Below are 12,887 nucleotides of genomic sequence, written 5' to 3'. Positions count from 1 at the left end.
TGTGGGCGAGAGTGACATTCCTGAATTGCAGATGGGTGACATTTTAGCTTTGCGGCTACACCAACTAATTCGTATAATGTGAATTATGTAATTACGATACTTAAGTGGGTACTAAGCAAATGAGCATAATTCTAAGGGATTTCAGCTGCTTGATCACCTAGCCGGATCGACCGTACGGCAGCTCATAGGTTAGGCAAGCGCTCTGTTTCAATATCGGCTCACTATGAAGCTCAAATATTCAGCAGCCAGAACACCAATGCTGCGGCAGCAGGCATCAACCTGTATTTTATTATCATGTTCCCTTTGGTGCCCGAAGCTCCCACGGCCGCTGTGCCCACGATCAGCGCAAGCACAATGGCTTGTGATGGCCGTTGTGAACCCTCGGGCAGCAGAAAGCTTAAACACAGTCCAATTGCTATTGCCCCGTTATAAGACGCGAAGCTGCGCCCCAGTGAAATTGTTTTGATTGCTTCTTCATTCGCCAGGTCGGTCAGTCGTTTGCAAACGCCGGGCCATTTGAACCACTGCAAATATGCGAAGATAAAATGGCCCAAAATAACGGTCAGAAGCGCGAGAAGATAGAACGGCAACATATTAAATTCCCTATGAAAAAGATGTTTTGAAAAATCATTCCCTCGTTAAGAAACTCGCGCCGAAGCGCATCATCATGCGGACAAACTGCGTGCGGTTTGCGCAATGTGATTTGGCTAGAATTGATTTTGTTTGAGCATTGATCGTGGCGACGGAGCGCCCTCGCCGATCCGCGATCTCCGGATTGGTCAACCCTTGCCCGATCGCGTTGACAAGTGATGTTTCAGCTGCGGTAAGTTGAAACGCCTGTTGAACCCGATGCGTATCGCAAACAACCGGCAACGTTGTGTCCGTACTGCACAGCAAAAAGCCATCAAAGACTTCGGAGCCCATTTCATCGGATCGGTGGATTGGTGAAACCTCGATGCAAAGCGCATCAAGCGCATGGCTTGTAATGTTTTCCTTGCGGGGTCTCGCGCCGAATTTTCCATGCTGACTTAAATCCGCCATCAGAGCATCAAGGCATTTTTGTCCACGGTTGTCGGTGATACGCAGCTGACCGTTCTGGCTGACGCGAAAGGTGCGATAGGTTTCCTGCTGTCGCTGGAACTCCTGATTGCGCGCAACCACCATGCCCCGCGCGCCCAGGATGCAAACGCCAATTGTCAGCCTGTCGAGTGCCGAGAGCACCCCTTGATAGCGTTTCTGGAGCTGGCGCATGGGGATTCCGAGGTCGAGAGCCTTGGCCAGATGCGGCAAGAGATGTGACAGCAAATGCCGCTCTTTGCCTTCAAGTTGATCACGTTCGGCGTTCAATTGCAGGGAAAACAAAGAAATCGAACGATTGTCTTTGTTCATGACGCCCGCCGCACGGTGAAAAATACCCAGCTTCATCAGTTTTCTGACGTGTTCCTGCTGCTTGAGTTCCTCGACAGATTCCGCAAGAAGCGTGTCGTCCAGCAGTTCGATGTCGTCATGATCGGTTGTGTGCCGCTGTATGATTGCCTGATCACGCGCCTCCAGATGCTCGCATTTTGACAGATACACATCCAGAATATCTGATGAGTAGAACCCGGAATGGATGGGAGCCGTCAGTTTCGGATTTCCACCTTCTTCAACCCATTCGAAAACGATACTGCCCTGCGCGCCGACCTGTTCCACCAATTGATCCAGAACGGACGACCACAACCCTTGATTTGCAACAGCATCGTAAACCTTGAGCGTCAGGTCCCGAAGTTCATTCTGCAAAATAGCCCACCTTCCCCTTGGCATGATTAGCCGAAAATACGCTATCATATCTCTGCCAATGGCCAAAATCATCGCCCATTCTGACGATGCAGCGACTTTTTGGCTGTCTATAGCGGCTGGGCATTTTCTTTTCCGACGCGTGCCGCGCCTTCTCCGCCGCCTCACCTACACCTTGAACGCTGGACAGCGCATCTATCTTGAGGCTATTCATGCAAATCCTTGCATTGTGAGCAGCTTATGTCATCTATCCTCGTTCTTAATGGACCAAACCTGAACCTGCTCGGCACCCGCCAACCCGAGGTATATGGGACAACGACTCTGGCAGATATTGAAAAACTATGTGCCGATTGGGCACAGTCTGAAGGCTGCTCGGTGACGTTCGAACAATCAAACCATGAAGGGGTTCTGGTTGATCATATTCATGCGGCAAGGGGTGAACACCAGGGCATTATTTTGAATGCCGGCGCCTACACGCATACGTCCATTGCCCTCATGGATGCGATTGCGTCTGTGGAGTTGCCCGCCATTGAGTTACATCTCAGCAATGTGCATGCGCGCGAGGCATTCAGGCATAAATCCTATATTTCCAAGGTCGCCGTAGGGCTGATCTCGGGTTTTGGGGCGCATGGCTACGTTCTGGCGCTGGAGGCGATGAAGCAACACGTTTCACATTAACCACCTGACGTAAGGCATTGGTAAAAAATGAAAACGGCGCCACTAGGGGCGCCGCCTTAAATAGCTTTGGGTCAGAGTTGCTTAGCCTTTGGCCGCTTTCGCAACCTCAGCGGCAAAGTCTTCTTTCACGACCTCGATGCCTTCACCGACTTCGAGCCGGGCAAATCCTGTGATGCTGGCACCCGCTTCTTTGGCGGCATCCGCAACAGTCAGGTCAGGATTGACCACGAAGGACTGGTTCAGCAGCGTTACTTCGGACATATATTTTTTCATCCGGCCGACGATCATTTTCTCAATGACCGCCTCCGGTTTGCCGCTCTCGCGGGCGATGTCCATCTGAACCTGTTTCTCTTTTTCCACAACAGCTGGATCAAGGTCATCTTCGGACAGCGAGGCAGGGTTCACCGCCGCGATGTGCATCGCAACCTGTTTGCCAAAACCTTCGTCGCCCCCGTTCATCGCAACCAGCACACCGATCTTGCCCATACCGGGCGCGGCGGCGTTGTGCACGTAAGATACAACGGTCTCACCGTCGATGCTCGACATGCGGCGCACGGACATGTTCTCGCCGACGGTCGCGATCTTGTCCGTCACAACGGTTGCAACGGTTTTGCCGCCCATATCCGCTTCTTTGAGGGCCTCAACATCGGCAACGCTCAGCGCGACATCGGCGATACCCGCAACCATTTCTTGGAACTCCGCGTTCTTACCGACGAAATCCGTCTCCGAGTTCACTTCCACTGCGACGCCGTGACCGCCCTGAACCTTGACAGCAACCAGACCTTCAGCAGCCGTACGGCCGGATTTCTTGGCAGCTTTTGCAAGACCTTTTGTGCGCAGCCAATCGACGGCAGCTTCCATGTCGCCGCCATTTTCTGTCAGCGCTTTTTTTGCGTCCATCATGCCTGCGCCGGTGCTGTCGCGCAGCTCTTTGACCATAGATGCAGTAATCGCCATCTCAGGTTCTCCTCTTGAATAATGAAATCATGGGGCAGGTATCCCCTGCCCCAAATGTCATGCGTGTGACACCTGCGGGGTTATGCCTCCGCTGGTGTCTCTTCTGCAGGCGCTTCGGCGACGGTTTCTTCAACCACAGCTTCTTCGACAGGCGCTTCTTCCATCGCACCCAGATCAACGCCAGCGGCACCCAGTTGCGCGGACATGCCGTCAAGAGCAGCGCGTGCCGCCAGATCGCAATAGAGGGCGATGGCGCGGGCGGCGTCGTCGTTGCCCGGGATGATATAGTCAATACCGTCAGGCGAGCAGTTGGTGTCAACCACGGCCACAACCGGGATGCCCAGCTTGTTGGCTTCAGCAACGGCCAGCGCTTCTTTTTTGACGTCGATCACAAAGAGCAGGTCTGGACGACCGCCCATTTCACGAATGCCGCCCAAAGACGCCTGCAACTTGCCCTGGTCACGCTCCATGCCCAGACGTTCTTTCTTGGTCAGGCCGGCAAAACCGACTTCGGCTTGCTCATCGATGGATTTCAGGCGGTTGATCGACTGAGAAACAGTTTGCCAGTTGGTCAGCGTACCGCCAAGCCAGCGGTGGTTCATGTAGTACTGCGCGCATTTTTCGGCGGCGTCTGCTACGGGCTGGGAAGCCTGACGTTTGGTGCCGACAAAGAGAATGCTGCCGCCCTTGGCAACAGTTTCACGGATCACGTTCAGTGCCTGGTCCAGCATGGGAACAGTCTGCGTGAGATCCATGATGTGAATGCCGTTGCGCGCACCATAGATGAACGGACCCATGCGAGGGTTCCAACGCTGTGTCTGGTGGCCGAAGTGTACGCCTGCTTCAAGCAATTGGCGCATGGAGAACTCTGGAAGAGCCATGTCTTTAATACCTTTCCGGTTTTATCCTCGGCGGGGGCATGACAGATTTCTGCCAACCGGCGGACCGATGAGGATGTCTCCCTCAACAAGCCCAAACCCCGCCTGCGGGTTTCAGTGCGCGCCGTATAGGCCAGTCGCCAGCACATCGCAAGGCCTCAATCACGGCTTTCGGTCAAGAAGTGATCGCAAATCGGCTCTGCGCGCTTGTCACTTGTGGAATCCGCATTCTAGTATCGCCGCAACCGCCTCCGAAGAGGGGTGGATGATCCAATGATCAATGACCGGGAGTGACCATGACCATTAATCTTAGAACCGCTGCTCTGGCGGTAGCCTTGACTGTTCCGGCGTCGGCTTATGCAGCCGCGCTTGATCTCAGCCCTGCAGACCCACAGCCCTCTGCGAGCAACCTCAATCCGGGCCTGGCCGTCTCATACGCCTTTCCGGGAGATGTCCGCACCGTGAAGGACGCGCGCAACGCTCTGAAACGCAAAAAGAAGGCCGGGCCACCTCTGGCGGGCCTGTCATACGATGACACCGAAGACGGGGATTTGACGCTGACCTCTGGCAAGGCGACAAAGATTGCGGCCGAAATCTCGGGATACATTAAGTTTGATACACCCGGAACTTATGTGCTGGATTTTCTGAACAACGACGGGCTGGAGATCAGCATCGGCGGCCACATCGTGGGTTATTTTGACGAAGTTCACGCCTGCGGTTACGCCGGCGAACAGGAAGTGAATGTGCCCGAAGCCGGATACTACGCTCTTGAGGCAACCTATTTTCAGCGCAAAGGCACGGCCTGCCTGATGATGGAGTGGGGGCCCGATAGCGATGGTCTGGAACTTGTTCCCGACAGTGCATTTTTCCACTGATCCATTGCAGGGGCAAAACAGTGTCCCTGCCCTTCATCCTGTCAGATGCACACTGCGGATTTGCTGCTCGCAGGCGGCGGTCAACGCCTTTCTGTCCTGAAATTCCGATACTTTCAGCGGCATGTGATAGGTCAGCTTTACCGCGCCATGGTGTGGCGTGGCCAACATCCACAGGAAATGACTGCCGAAATCCATGTCTCCCCACCAGCCATAAAACCGCGGGTCGGCGTTGTCGGGCGCTTGGTAGGTCACGGTGACAGGCTGTACGGAAAGCACCTCCCGCAGTTCGGGAGAGAAAAACGCGGCAAAAAGGCTGGACTTAAACGGCAGCACCCGTTGACCGTCGCTGCTGGTACCTTCGGGGAAAAACAGCAATTTGTGCCCCGCTTGTAATCTGGATTGCAGCTGAGCCGACTGCTCGGCGGCCTTGTTCCGGTTCCTTTCAATGAACAATGTCCCCGTGGCGCGGGCCAGCCAACCGATCCCCGGCCAGGCTGCAACTTCGGATTTGGAGACAAAATAGATGCGTTTGGACGCATTCAGCACGAAGATATCCAGCCAGCTGGAATGATTGGCCACAACAGCCCCCTGCCCGACCATCGGCTGGCCGGAGGCTGAAAATCCAATCCCAATAATGCGCAGCGCGTTACGGCAGACAAAAACCGTAAGATACGGCGTGACGGGACGCGCCATGCCAAAAAACGGACGTTCGATGGCACGGATCAGCAGCAAGAGGATCAAGCCCCCAAATACCAGAACGCCCAGGGGCAGGCCTCGCAGGAAAACCAAGAGCCAGCCCAGCATGCCAATGCTGCGCGCGGGTGGCGGTCTCTCGCCCTGCCATGTGGTGCTCACCCGATCGGTCCCTGATAGAGCCGCGCCTGCCGTTCATTCATCCGCGCAGTATCGAGGATCAGGCAGACGTCGGTGGTGTTGAAACTATGATCGATGTAGGCCCCTTCGCCAACGAAACCGCCCAAGCGCAGATACGCCTTGATCAGAGCGGGGACCGCCAACATCGCAGCGCGCGTATCCAACTCGCCTTCAGGTACAACATCCATGTTCTGAAAGGCCGCAGCCTGCGCCCGCACCCGCAAATCCTCAGGTGCCAGATGACGGTGATGCAACAGGGAAAGAGGTTCGGCCAGTTGTGCAATATCCGTGCCATGGAAACTGGCCACGCCAAAAAGCACTTCGATTTCATGTTTGGCAATATACTGCGCCAGACCGTGCCAGAGGTGGTACATCGCCATGCCGCCGCGATAATCGGGATGCAGGCAAGAGCGTCCAAGCTCCAGCAGGCTGCGATCAGAAGCGAGCAAGACCGATAGATCATATTCGTCGGCTGAGTAGAACTGCCCCGCTGCCTCCGCCTGATCGCGTCGCATCACGCGGTAGACGCCAACGACCGCGTCCTGACGATGATCCGTGAGCAACAAGTGATCAAAAAACGGGTCGAAACGGTCTTTCTCCAGGCGCTCCTGATGATCGACCAATGCGCCACCGCCGCCCAATTCTTCCACAAAAACGGAATAGCGTAACCTTTGCGCAGCCTGAAGGTCTGCCGCAGTTTCTGCCAACCTGACAGAGAACGGGTTTTGCTGCGTTATTGTCATTTTGCAGAGTCTGTCCTCGTTCAGCGCACCTTGGTTGGTGATAGTGATATCCCGATAATTTCGCAACGCGGCACTGTGACCGGTTTACAATACTCATGGTATCGTTAACCTTTTGGCAATATTCTTCAGCCATCAAATACCGGGATTAAAGCAACGCGGGTGCTATCAATGACGATTTTCCCTTCGTCTCGAAAATTCACTGTCACACGGGCATTTACGTTGCTTTGGACCTGCCCGATACCCCAGTCAGGGCAGTCAGGATGTTGCACTAACATGCCAGGAGACAGGATTGCATTCAAATCTTCCATGGCACCCTTTTCGCGCAGGAGACACTAGATGGGCCCCAATAACGTTAACCTTGCGGCACTGATAGGCAGCCGCATCTGCCATGACCTGATATCGCCAATCGGCGCCATCAACAATGGGCTGGAGCTCCTGGGGATGTCAGGCGGCCCACCCGGACCCGAGATTGACCTCATTCAGGAAAGCGTTGGCAACGCAAGTGCGCGAATCCGGTTTTTCCGCATCGCCTTTGGTGCTGCGGGCGAACAGATGATGGGACGCGCCGAAGTGATCTCCATTCTTGACGACCTGATGGACGGAGGACGACTGGATGTGGCTTGGGGACCCATGGATGCGCAACCGCGGTTCGCCGTGCGCATGTCTTTCCTGGCGCTCCAATGTCTTGAAAACGCCATGCCCTATGGTGGGCGGATCGAGATCAGTCAGGATGGCGGCAACTGGCTCCTGCATGGTCGGGCCGACAAGTTGAACATAGATGAGCCGTTGTGGTCGATCCTTGCAACAAAAGAGCCCCCAAAAGATCTGAGACCGGCGCAGGTTCAATTTGCGCTTCTTCCGCTGATCGCGGGGGATGACGGGCGCCGCGTGATCACCGAAATCACCGAAAACGAGGTCAAACTGCGCTTTTAAGCGCGGACGGTCCCCTGCCCTGTCACCAGGTATTTAAAACTGGTCAACTGTGCCGCGCCGACCGGTCCACGCGCATGCATTTTGCCTGTCGCAATCCCGATTTCCGCGCCCATCCCGAACTCGCCGCCATCCGCAAACTGTGTAGAGGCATTGTGCATCAGGATGGCGGAATCCAGTTCCTTCATGAAGCGCGCCGCGGCATCAAGATCTTCCGTCAAAATACAATCCGTATGATTTGAGCCATGGCGGCGAATATGTTCCATAGCCGTATCCAAATCGGGCACAACCCGTGCAGCGATGATCATGTCGAGATATTCGTGACCCCAATCGTCGTCGCCTGCCAGCACCGTTCCGCTGATGTTGGCGAGCTGTGCATCGACGCGCACTTCGACGCCTTTGTCCAAAAGAGCCTGGATCACGTCGCGACCAACGGTTTCCGAGATATTTTCGTTGATCAACAGGCATTCGGCAGATCCGCAAATGCCAGTTCGCCTTGTCTTGGCGTTCAGCACCACATTCAGGGCTTTTTCGGGGTCAGCGGTCGCATCTATATAGATGTGCACAATGCCTTCGAGATGGGCAAAAACGGGCACGCGTGCTTCGCGCTGCACCAAACCAACCAGCCCCTTGCCACCGCGCGGGACTATCACGTCAATCGTGTCGATCATGGTCAGCATTTCAGACACGGCGGCGCGATCGCGCGTTGGCACCAGCTGAATGGCATCTTCCGGCAGGCCCGCGTCCTTGAGCCCCTGCACCAGACAGGCATGCAGCGCCGTGGAGGAATGGAAGCTCTCAGAACCTCCCCGCAGGATCACCGCATTGCCCGCTTTCAGGCAAAGCGCCCCGGCATCAACCGTCACATTCGGGCGGCTTTCGTAGATGACACCTACGACGCCCAGTGGTGTGCGCACCCGTTTGATATGTAGCCCACTGGGTTGATCCCACTCCGCGATCACTTCGCCCACAGGGTCGGCCTGTTCAGCCACGGCGCGCAAACCGTCAATGATGCCGCGCAAACGATCTTCATCCAGCGCCAAACGATCCATCATGGCGTCAGACAGGCCCTTGTCACGACCATAAGCCAGATCTTTTTCATTGGCTTCCAGAATGGTAGCGCGCTTGGCCCAGACATGTTCAGCGGCCGAGATCAGTGCTGCATGCTTTCTCTCCGCCGTTGCAAAACCCAAGGAGGTTGCCGCGGATTTGGCGCGCGCCCCAATTTCCGCCATAAGAGAGGGAATATTTTCAAAATCTTTCATGGCGTTATGCCTTTCAGTTGATCTATCAAATGCGCTGGATCGCGATGCACATCCCGCGTCAAACTGCCATGTCGTCGCGATGAATTAAAGCGGCACGTCCCGGATAGCCCAGCAGCGCCTCGATATCCTGCGATTTTCGACCCTTTATGATGCGCGTTTCATCCGCCGTATAGCGACAAAGCCCGTGTCCCAGAATATGCCCGGACGCATCGGAGATGGCCACGGCATCGCCCCGCTGAAACGCACCGTCCACCTGCGCCACACCTGCTGGTAAGAGGCTTTTGCCGGACATCAGTGCTTTTACCGCGCCGGCGTCGAGCGTAATCGTTCCGCGTGGTTTCATCGCGGCAATCCAGCGTTTGCGAGCGGCTTGCGGGTCAGTTTGCGCCGAAAACCAGGTTGCGGGCGCACCGTCCTGCAGGCTTTTCAACGGGTTTCGGGTCGACCCTTCTGTGATCGCCATGGCGCACCCTGCCGCCGTTGCGGTTTTGGCGGCCATCAGCTTTGTTTTCATACCACCTTTCGACAGGCCAGATCCCGCATCCCCTGCCATGGCTTCGATTTCAGCTGTGATCCGGTCGATCCGGTCAAACCGCGTGGCACTGCTGTCCTCAACCGGGTTGGCGGTGTAAAATCCGTCCACATCGGACAACAGGATCAACTGATCTGCGCCAACGGTTACAGCAACTTGTGCGGCCAGCCGGTCATTGTCGCCAAAGCGGATTTCATCTGTGGCAATCGTGTCGTTTTCATTGACGATGGCGACCACACCCAGCGACAAGAGCTGCTCCAGCGTGGCGCGACTGTTGAGATAGCGGCGGCGGTCCGTGCTGTCCTCCAGCGTTACAAGCACTTGAGCAGTCGTGATGCCGTGTGGAGCCAAGGCTTCTTCATAGGCGCGCGCAAGACGGATTTGCCCGACAGCGGCGGCGGCCTGTGACTGCTCCAGCGCAAGCTCGACAGCAGGCAATCCCAGAACGCCGCGCCCCAGCGCGATAGAGCCGGAAGAGACCAGTACAACGTCAATGCCTTTGGTTTTCAACCAGGCGACATCTTCGGCCAGTGACATCAACCACTCGCGGCGCAACTGACCTGTTTCGCGATCCACCAGAAGGGCCGACCCGATCTTGACGACAATGCGCCGGGCCGTCGTCAGGGATGCCACGGTTCTTCCTCCACCGCAGTGCGGTGTCGCAGGCGATCCTCATCAATCTGTCCCCGCAGAGCCCGCAGAACATCGGTCACACCGTCACGCGCAACCCCGGACATCATCATCACCGCGCCACCACTGGCGTCGCGCAGCGCATCTGCCTGCGCCTCGCGCGCGTCATCGTCCATTGCGTCGATCTTGTTCAGAACCGTGATCCGCGGTTTCTGGGCCAGATCACCACCGTAAGCTTCCAGCTCGCCAATGATCGTCTTGTAGTCCTCAACAGCGGTTTCAGATGTGCCATCCACCAGATGCAACAGCACCGCACAGCGCTCCACATGCCCCAGGAACAGATCGCCCAGACCCCGGCCTTCGGAGGCCCCCTCGATCAATCCCGGAATATCGGCGACAACGAATTCGGTGTTGTCCACGCCGACAACGCCCAGATTGGGATAGAGGGTGGTAAAGGGATAATCCGCAATCTTCGGGCGCGCATTCGATGTGGCCGCAAGAAACGTGGATTTCCCGGCATTGGGCAGCCCCAGCAGGCCGACATCCGCGATCAGTTTCAGACGCAGCCAGAGCGTGCGCTCCACCCCATCCTGACCAGGGTTGGCGCGGCGCGGGGCCTGATTTGTCGCGGATTTGAAATGCAGATTGCCGAAGCCGCCGTTTCCGCCGCGCGCCAGCTGCACCCGCTGTCCCACTTCGGTCAGATCGCAGATAACGGTTTCCTGATCCTCATCCAGAACCTCGGTGCCGACCGGCAAACGCAAAACGATGTCGTCACCATCCTTGCCGGTGCGTTGACGCCCCATGCCCGGCTGACCGTTCTTGGCAAAGAAATGCTGCTGATAGCGAAAATCAATCAGCGTGTTCAGCCCGTCCACGGCCTCTGCCCAGACCGAACCGCCGGTGCCACCATCGCCACCATCGGGCCCGCCGTATTCGATGTATTTTTCACGCCGGAAACTGACACAGCCACCGCCGCCCGCCCCGGAGCGGATGTAGACTTTACACAGATCGAGAAACTTCATGGCGGCTTCCTAGCCTTATGCGGCGCGACCCTCAATCAGAGTTTTCGCAAATATGTCCATGTGGGCACGGTTGTGTCGCGCGCAACGCAGAAACTTTCCGCATCCCCGAGATATTCAAACCCGCAATGGGTCAATACCCGCGCGGATGCCGGATTGTCCTGAAAAACACTGGCGAACATAGTGCAGTTTTTTAAAGGATTGGCATCGACCAACGCCTGGACGGCATCGGAAGCCAAACCCGTGTTCCAGTAAGGGGGGGCAACCCAATAGCCAACTTCCGATTGCTCCCGCTCCAGCCGTGCGAGCGAAATCAGCCCCATGACCTCGGATGCGCCGGATTTTGAGCCATCCATGACCCAGACATCCTCGTCGCGCTCATCGGCCACGCTCCGGGTGATAAATGCCTCGACCATGCCCGGTGGCACTGGATGTGGGATGGAGGTTGTCATCCGGGCAACACGCGCGTCGCTCCAGTAAAGATCAATCAGCCCCATGTCCGATTTGCGTAACGGGCGCAGGTCAAACCGTTCCGTCTCCACTACGGGTTGTATCGTGATCTTCTTCATTTCCATCGTCATGTCCCTCCTCCGAACAGTACGAACAGAACCGATGCGACGGTCAACGCCGCGAGGCTCCACATTAGATAGGGTTCATATGCCGTTCCCGCTACCGTCCTCGCGATCGCATCACCGGCAAGTGTCCATAATGGATGCAGAAAAACCTGACATCCCAGTAGTATCAGCGCGATTGTCAGCGTGGCCTCCAGCGTCGGCGTGCCAGGGGCAACAAAGGCTGTGAAACCACCGACGATCATCGCCCAGGCTTTGGGGTTCAGCGGGTGCACGATGAGCCCGGCCGCAAAACCGGGCGGCGTGCTGGTTTCGCGGCCCGTCCCCAACCGCATATTGGCCACCTTCCAGGCCAACCAGATGATATAGGCGGCGGAGGCATATTTCAGCGCCTCAAAAATCCAGGGCGCGCGGTCTGCCAGCTCCATCAATCCGAAGCCAACGGGCCAGATAACGAGTTGCTTGCCAAGGGCAACACCCGCCACGAACGGCAGTGCCGCGCGAAAACCAAAACGAGCGCCCGTGGCCATAAGCGCCATATTGGCTGGCCCCGGCGTGCCGACCTGAGACGCGGCAAAGACGGCAAAGCTGGTGATTGCAACGCTCATGACCGGGCTTGCCAATCCTGTGCTGTCAGCCGCATTTTCTGGACTTTCACTTCCGCGCCATGAGAAAGACTATGCACGTCCGCTATCTGCGTCGGCAGAAACCCGAGCTTGTCCAAGACATGGCGCGATGCTGCATTTCCAAGCTGATGGCCTGACATAAGTTCGCGATGGCCGCGTGCCATATGGCCATCCACGAGCCCGGTCGCCGCTTCCGTCGCAAACCCCTGTCCCCAGAAAGGGATGCCCAGCCAATAGCCAAGCTCGTCATGTATCGCGCAGCCACCGATGAACGCCCCATCATGCGTGATCGCATAGGCATCCGGGTCCTCAAGATGTCGGGAAATGAAAGCCTCCGCGTCGCCTGCAAGGTAAGGGTGCGGCACACGCGGCAGCCAGCGCGCCACGTCCCACTGGCCGATCAACGCGGTAATCGCGTCTGCGTCCGTCATTTCATACGGGCGCAGCAATAAACGATCGGTGTGGATGCATTCTGACATCGTGGGGGCCTAACACATAGGTATGGCAAAAATGAGAAAGGGGACCGGCGG

Annotated in this window: 17 protein-coding genes; 3 read left to right on the top strand and 14 right to left on the bottom strand. The window is 56.6% G+C overall.

The genetic code is table 11. From position 1 onward, the window contains the following. Positions 1–230 precede the first annotated feature (230 nt). Genes Q0802_RS20185 through Q0802_RS20175 form a run of 3 tightly spaced genes read right to left on the bottom strand, consistent with a single transcriptional unit; the run spans position 231 to position 1,990 of the window. A complete protein-coding gene (locus tag Q0802_RS20185; RefSeq protein WP_298921629.1) occupies positions 231–593 on the bottom strand; it encodes a DUF1304 family protein in 363 nt (120 codons plus the stop codon). 34 nt (positions 594–627) lie between these two features. Further along, complete coding sequence (locus tag Q0802_RS20180) at positions 628–1,779, bottom strand: helix-turn-helix transcriptional regulator (protein WP_298921628.1); 1,152 nt, start codon at positions 1,777–1,779, stop codon at positions 628–630. Beyond that, on the bottom strand, positions 1,769–1,990 hold the full coding sequence (locus tag Q0802_RS20175) for a hypothetical protein (RefSeq protein WP_298921627.1): 222 nt from the start codon (positions 1,988–1,990) through the stop codon (positions 1,769–1,771). Before Q0802_RS20175 ends, Q0802_RS20180 begins: the two co-directional genes overlap by 11 nt. 26 nt (positions 1,991–2,016) lie before the next feature. Here Q0802_RS20175 and aroQ point away from each other — a divergent pair, with 26 nt between their 5' ends. After that, on the top strand, positions 2,017–2,454 hold the full coding sequence (gene aroQ / locus Q0802_RS20170) for a type II 3-dehydroquinate dehydratase (protein ID WP_298921625.1): 438 nt from the start codon (positions 2,017–2,019) through the stop codon (positions 2,452–2,454). A gap of 81 nt (positions 2,455–2,535) precedes the next feature. Here aroQ and tsf read toward each other — a convergent pair whose 3' ends face one another. Next, positions 2,536–3,411: a translation elongation factor Ts gene (gene tsf, locus Q0802_RS20165; protein ID WP_298921624.1), complete on the bottom strand. Its 876-nt coding sequence runs from the start codon at positions 3,409–3,411 to the stop codon at positions 2,536–2,538. Positions 3,412–3,491: 80 nt separating this feature from the next. Next, entirely contained in the window at positions 3,492–4,292 is an 801-nt protein-coding gene (rpsB, locus tag Q0802_RS20160; RefSeq protein WP_298921622.1) for a 30S ribosomal protein S2, read from the bottom strand. A 293-nt stretch (positions 4,293–4,585) separates the two neighbouring features. Here rpsB and Q0802_RS20155 point away from each other — a divergent pair, with 293 nt between their 5' ends. Beyond that, entirely contained in the window at positions 4,586–5,164 is a 579-nt protein-coding gene (locus Q0802_RS20155; RefSeq protein ID WP_298921621.1) for a PA14 domain-containing protein, read from the top strand. 33 nt (positions 5,165–5,197) lie between these two features. On the opposite strand, the gene Q0802_RS20150 is transcribed toward Q0802_RS20155, so the two are convergent. The 3 genes from Q0802_RS20150 to Q0802_RS20140 form a co-directional block, all read right to left on the bottom strand. Continuing rightward, complete coding sequence (locus Q0802_RS20150; RefSeq protein WP_298921635.1) at positions 5,198–5,968, bottom strand: lysophospholipid acyltransferase family protein; 771 nt, start codon at positions 5,966–5,968, stop codon at positions 5,198–5,200. A 47-nt stretch (positions 5,969–6,015) separates the two neighbouring features. Next, entirely contained in the window at positions 6,016–6,780 is a 765-nt protein-coding gene (locus Q0802_RS20145; RefSeq protein ID WP_298921620.1) for a GNAT family N-acyltransferase, read from the bottom strand. A 125-nt stretch (positions 6,781–6,905) separates the two neighbouring features. After that, a complete protein-coding gene (locus Q0802_RS20140) occupies positions 6,906–7,088 on the bottom strand; it encodes a DUF3553 domain-containing protein (protein WP_298921619.1) in 183 nt (60 codons plus the stop codon). 28 nt (positions 7,089–7,116) lie between these two features. Here Q0802_RS20140 and Q0802_RS20135 point away from each other — a divergent pair, with 28 nt between their 5' ends. Further along, complete coding sequence (locus tag Q0802_RS20135; RefSeq protein WP_298921618.1) at positions 7,117–7,713, top strand: histidine phosphotransferase family protein; 597 nt, start codon at positions 7,117–7,119, stop codon at positions 7,711–7,713. On the opposite strand, the gene Q0802_RS20130 is transcribed toward Q0802_RS20135, so the two are convergent. From Q0802_RS20130 to Q0802_RS20105, 6 genes are read right to left on the bottom strand one after another with little or no spacing between them, the layout of a single operon-like run. After that, positions 7,710–8,975, bottom strand: a complete 1,266-nt coding sequence (locus Q0802_RS20130) for a glutamate-5-semialdehyde dehydrogenase (RefSeq protein WP_298921617.1) — start codon at positions 8,973–8,975, stop codon at positions 7,710–7,712. The genes Q0802_RS20135 and Q0802_RS20130 overlap by 4 nt on opposite strands. 58 nt (positions 8,976–9,033) lie before the next feature. Then, positions 9,034–10,140, bottom strand: coding sequence for a glutamate 5-kinase (gene proB, locus Q0802_RS20125; protein ID WP_298921616.1), 1,107 nt, complete (start codon positions 10,138–10,140; stop codon positions 9,034–9,036). Next, entirely contained in the window at positions 10,128–11,162 is a 1,035-nt protein-coding gene (gene obgE, locus Q0802_RS20120; protein WP_298921615.1) for a GTPase ObgE, read from the bottom strand. The genes proB and obgE overlap by 13 nt, the downstream gene beginning before the upstream one ends. Before the next feature lie 35 nt (positions 11,163–11,197). Beyond that, complete coding sequence (locus Q0802_RS20115; RefSeq protein WP_298921634.1) at positions 11,198–11,734, bottom strand: GNAT family N-acetyltransferase; 537 nt, start codon at positions 11,732–11,734, stop codon at positions 11,198–11,200. Between the two features lie 2 nt (positions 11,735–11,736). After that, positions 11,737–12,339 (bottom strand): LysE family translocator, encoded by a 603-nt coding sequence (locus Q0802_RS20110; protein ID WP_298921614.1) that lies wholly within the window; start codon positions 12,337–12,339, stop codon positions 11,737–11,739. Continuing rightward, the gene (locus Q0802_RS20105; RefSeq protein WP_298921613.1) at positions 12,336–12,836 is read right to left on the bottom strand and encodes a GNAT family N-acetyltransferase; all 501 of its coding nucleotides are present in this window, start codon (positions 12,834–12,836) and stop codon (positions 12,336–12,338) included. Before Q0802_RS20105 ends, Q0802_RS20110 begins: the two co-directional genes overlap by 4 nt. Positions 12,837–12,887 lie beyond the last annotated feature (51 nt).

The sequence above is a fragment of the uncultured Roseobacter sp. genome, from assembly GCF_947495275.1.
In the GTDB taxonomy this organism is placed as follows: Bacteria; Pseudomonadota; Alphaproteobacteria; order Rhodobacterales; family Rhodobacteraceae; genus Roseobacter.
This window is presented reverse-complemented; position numbering and strand designations above follow the sequence as displayed.

What these genes read in the sequence shown, in the direction of transcription:
- Q0802_RS20135 (WP_298921618.1), top strand. Translation starts at nt 7,117, where the DNA reads ATGGGCCCCAATAACGTTAACCTTGCGGCACTGATAGGCAGCCGCATC.
- Q0802_RS20115 (WP_298921634.1), bottom strand. Translation starts at nt 11,734, where the DNA reads ATGGAAATGAAGAAGATCACGATACAACCCGTAGTGGAGACGGAACGG.
- Q0802_RS20105 (WP_298921613.1), bottom strand. Translation starts at nt 12,836, where the DNA reads ATGTCAGAATGCATCCACACCGATCGTTTATTGCTGCGCCCGTATGAA.
- obgE (WP_298921615.1), bottom strand. Translation starts at nt 11,162, where the DNA reads ATGAAGTTTCTCGATCTGTGTAAAGTCTACATCCGCTCCGGGGCGGGC.
- Q0802_RS20110 (WP_298921614.1), bottom strand. Translation starts at nt 12,339, where the DNA reads ATGAGCGTTGCAATCACCAGCTTTGCCGTCTTTGCCGCGTCTCAGGTC.
- Q0802_RS20185 (WP_298921629.1), bottom strand. Translation starts at nt 593, where the DNA reads ATGTTGCCGTTCTATCTTCTCGCGCTTCTGACCGTTATTTTGGGCCAT.
- Q0802_RS20130 (WP_298921617.1), bottom strand. Translation starts at nt 8,975, where the DNA reads ATGAAAGATTTTGAAAATATTCCCTCTCTTATGGCGGAAATTGGGGCG.
- Q0802_RS20140 (WP_298921619.1), bottom strand. Translation starts at nt 7,088, where the DNA reads ATGGAAGATTTGAATGCAATCCTGTCTCCTGGCATGTTAGTGCAACAT.
- Q0802_RS20155 (WP_298921621.1), top strand. Translation starts at nt 4,586, where the DNA reads ATGACCATTAATCTTAGAACCGCTGCTCTGGCGGTAGCCTTGACTGTT.
- Q0802_RS20150 (WP_298921635.1), bottom strand. Translation starts at nt 5,968, where the DNA reads ATGCTGGGCTGGCTCTTGGTTTTCCTGCGAGGCCTGCCCCTGGGCGTT.
- Q0802_RS20175 (WP_298921627.1), bottom strand. Translation starts at nt 1,990, where the DNA reads ATGAATAGCCTCAAGATAGATGCGCTGTCCAGCGTTCAAGGTGTAGGT.
- rpsB (WP_298921622.1), bottom strand. Translation starts at nt 4,292, where the DNA reads ATGGCTCTTCCAGAGTTCTCCATGCGCCAATTGCTTGAAGCAGGCGTA.
- tsf (WP_298921624.1), bottom strand. Translation starts at nt 3,411, where the DNA reads ATGGCGATTACTGCATCTATGGTCAAAGAGCTGCGCGACAGCACCGGC.
- Q0802_RS20145 (WP_298921620.1), bottom strand. Translation starts at nt 6,780, where the DNA reads ATGACAATAACGCAGCAAAACCCGTTCTCTGTCAGGTTGGCAGAAACT.
- aroQ (WP_298921625.1), top strand. Translation starts at nt 2,017, where the DNA reads ATGTCATCTATCCTCGTTCTTAATGGACCAAACCTGAACCTGCTCGGC.